The sequence below is a fragment of the Bradyrhizobium sp. genome (assembly GCF_019244115.1).
In the GTDB taxonomy this organism is placed as follows: domain Bacteria; phylum Pseudomonadota; class Alphaproteobacteria; order Rhizobiales; family Xanthobacteraceae; genus Bradyrhizobium.
Window position 1 is genome coordinate 1 of sequence record NZ_JAFATE010000245.1, and the last position, 2,860, is coordinate 2,860.

At 64.0% G+C, this 2,860-nt stretch carries 3 protein-coding genes; all 3 read left to right on the top strand.

All coding sequences use genetic code 11. The features are described 5' to 3' along the window. Positions 1 to 472, top strand: a 472-nt coding sequence (locus JOZ76_RS11030) for an extracellular solute-binding protein (RefSeq protein WP_291698667.1), incomplete at its 5' end; no start/stop codon positions are given. A 26-nt stretch (positions 473 to 498) separates the two neighbouring features. Continuing rightward, positions 499 to 1,494 carry a carbohydrate ABC transporter permease gene (locus tag JOZ76_RS11035; RefSeq protein ID WP_291698668.1) on the top strand — a complete coding sequence of 332 codons (996 nt, stop codon included), beginning with the start codon at positions 499 to 501 and terminating at the stop codon, positions 1,492 to 1,494. 13 nt (positions 1,495 to 1,507) lie between these two features. Beyond that, positions 1,508 to 2,335 (top strand): carbohydrate ABC transporter permease, encoded by an 828-nt coding sequence (locus tag JOZ76_RS11040; protein ID WP_291698669.1) that lies wholly within the window; start codon positions 1,508 to 1,510, stop codon positions 2,333 to 2,335. Positions 2,336 to 2,860 lie beyond the last annotated feature (525 nt).

Sequence of the window (2,860 nt, forward strand, 5' to 3'; positions counted from 1 at the left end):
CTGGCAGACGACCGGCACTCTCACGAATATCCGCCAGAATGCGGGCTTTCCGTTCGGGGTGGCGATGCTGCCGAAGAAAATGCGTTATGGCGCGCCGACGGGCGGCGGCAACTTCTACATCTTCAAGGGGATCTCGCCCGAAAAGCAGGCGATGGCCTTTAGGTTCGTGAAATTCATGACCACGCCCGGACGCGCCGCCGCCTGGTCCATCGCCACCGGCTATGTGGCGACCTCGCCTGCCGCCTATGCGACCGATGCGATGAAGAGCTACATCGCCGATTTCCCGCAGGCCGCCGTGGCGCGCGACCAGCTCCAATATGCGGGACCCGAGATCACCGTTCATGAAGGCCAGCGCGTGATGAAGGTCTTCAACGACAATCTTCAGGCCGCCTTGACGGGCGGCAAGACGCCGGAAGCCGCCATGAAGGACGCGCAGCGCGAGGCCGACCACATCCTCAAGGATTACGGCTGAGGATCGCAAGGGAGGCGATCGGTTCCATGGTCGATCAGCCGGCGACAGGTGCCCCTCTCATCCCGCCCGTGCTGGCGGGAAGCGATGAGCCTGCGGTCACGCGTCTGAAGCTCTCGCGCAAAGGCGTCCGATCGCGCACGCAACGCGGCGCGCTTTCCGGGCGCAGCGTCGAGGCCTGGCTCCTTCTTCTGCCGTCGGTGGTGCTCTTTGCCACGTTCACGCATATCCCGATCGTCTCGACGCTCATGGATTCCTTCTACTCGACGCCGAAGGTGAACCGCCCGGCGCATTTCGTCGGGCTCTCCAATTACGAAGACATGCTCGCCGATCCGATCTTCTGGAAGGCGCTCACCAACAATTTCATCTATGCGGCAGGCACGATCCCGCTCTCGGTCGGGCTCGCGCTCCTCATGGCGCTTTTCGTCAACGACCGCCTTCCAGGGCGCGCCTTGCTCCGCATGGCGTATTTCACCCCGACCGTGCTGCCGATGATCGCGGTCGCGAATATCTGGCTTTTCTTTTACACGCCGAGCTACGGGCTTCTCGACCAAATCGCGCAAGCCTTCGGCGGACACGCGACGAATTGGCTCGGCTCGCAATCGACGGCGCTTTTTGCCATCATGGTCGTGACCATTTGGAAGGAGGCTGGCTTCTTCATGATCTTCTACCTTGCGGCTCTGCAGCAGATCCCGCCGGACCTCAAGGAAGCCGCCGCCATCGAGGGGGCCTCGCGCTTCACTTTCTTCCGGCGCATCACTTGGCCGCTTCTCGCGCCCGTCACGCTCTTCATCCTCGTGAACGCCGTGATCAACGCATTCCGTACCGTCGATCACATCTTCATCATGACCGGAGGCGGACCGGACAATGCGACGAATGTGCTCTTGTTCCACATTTACGAGATCGGCTTCAAATTCTGGGACCAGGGCTACGCGACCGCGCTCACCATGGTGCTGCTCGCCATTCTGGGCGCTCTCGCGTTCGTGCAGTTCCTGACGGCGGGCCGAAAGGTGCACTACCAATGAGCGTGCACCACCAATGAGCACGCTCGAGGGCTCCTCGCTGCTCACGCGCACGCTCGAGACGGGCGCCGCCTGGGCGCTCGGCCTCTTCTGGCTTGCCCCGCTCGCCTATGCGATCTGGACCGCCTTTCATCCGGCCGCCTACGCGACGCATTTCGACCTCCTGGCCCCGCTCACGCTCGAAAACCTCGAACGCGCCTGGCATGCGGCGCCCTTCGCGCGCTACTTCCTCAACACCATCATCCTCGTCACGATGATCGTGGGCGCGCAATGCGTCTTGTGCACGCTCGCTGCCTTCGCCTTCGCGCGCTTCGAATTTCGCGGACGCGATCTCCTCTTCGCACTCGTGCTCATCCAGCTCATGATCGCGCCGGAGATTCTCGCGGTCGCGAATTACCAGACCGTGCGCGCGCTCGGCTTCGTCGACACGCTCTTCGGCGTCGCGCTCCCCTATCTCACCTCGGCCTTCGGCATCTTCCTCTTGCGCCAGGCTTTCCTCGGCGTGCCCAAGGATCTCGAAGAGGCCGCGCGCATCGAAGGCTGTGGTACGCTCGGGGTGCTCTGGCGCGTCTACGTGCCGCTCGCGCGCCCGATCTATCTCGCCTACGGCCTCGTGCAGGTGAGCTTCCACTGGAACAATTTCCTCTGGCCGCTCATCATCACGAACTCCGTCGAGACGCGCCCGCTCACGGTCGGCCTTTCGGTGTTCTCCTCGGTGGATCAAGGCATCGACTGGTCGGTGATCACGGCCGCGACGATCATGACGTCGGGCCCGCTCCTCATCGGCTTCCTCTTGTTCCAGCGCCAATTCGTGCAAAGCTTCATGCGGGCCGGGATACGGTGAGGGCGGGAAGGGGGACTGTTACGCCAAACCTCAAAGCGCCTCATCCGCCGGCCCTCAGAACCTTTTCTTCGACCCACTTGCGCTGTCATCCCCGGCGAGGCGAGCGCAGCGAGCCGAGGGAAGGGGACCCAGGAAGCGCCGAAGGAAGATGGATCCCCTTCCCCTCGCGATCCTGCGGATCGCTCGGCCGGGGATGACACCTATGCTCAGAACCGCACCTTCACGCCACCTGTCATCCCCGGCGAGGCGAGCGCAGCGAGCCGAGGGAAGGGGACCCAGGAGCGCCGAAGGAAGATGGATCCCCTTCCCCTCGCGATCCTGCGGATCGCTCGGCCGGGGATGACACAGTTGCGCTTTCCCTCGCACTCCTGCGGAGCGCTCGGCCGGGGATGACACCTAACCGCACCCGCACGCCACGCTGTCATCCCCGGCGAGGTGAGCGGAGCGAGCCGAGGGAAGGGGACCCAGGAAGCGCCGAAGGAAGATGGATCCCCTTCCCCTCGCACTCCCGCGGAGCGCTCGGCC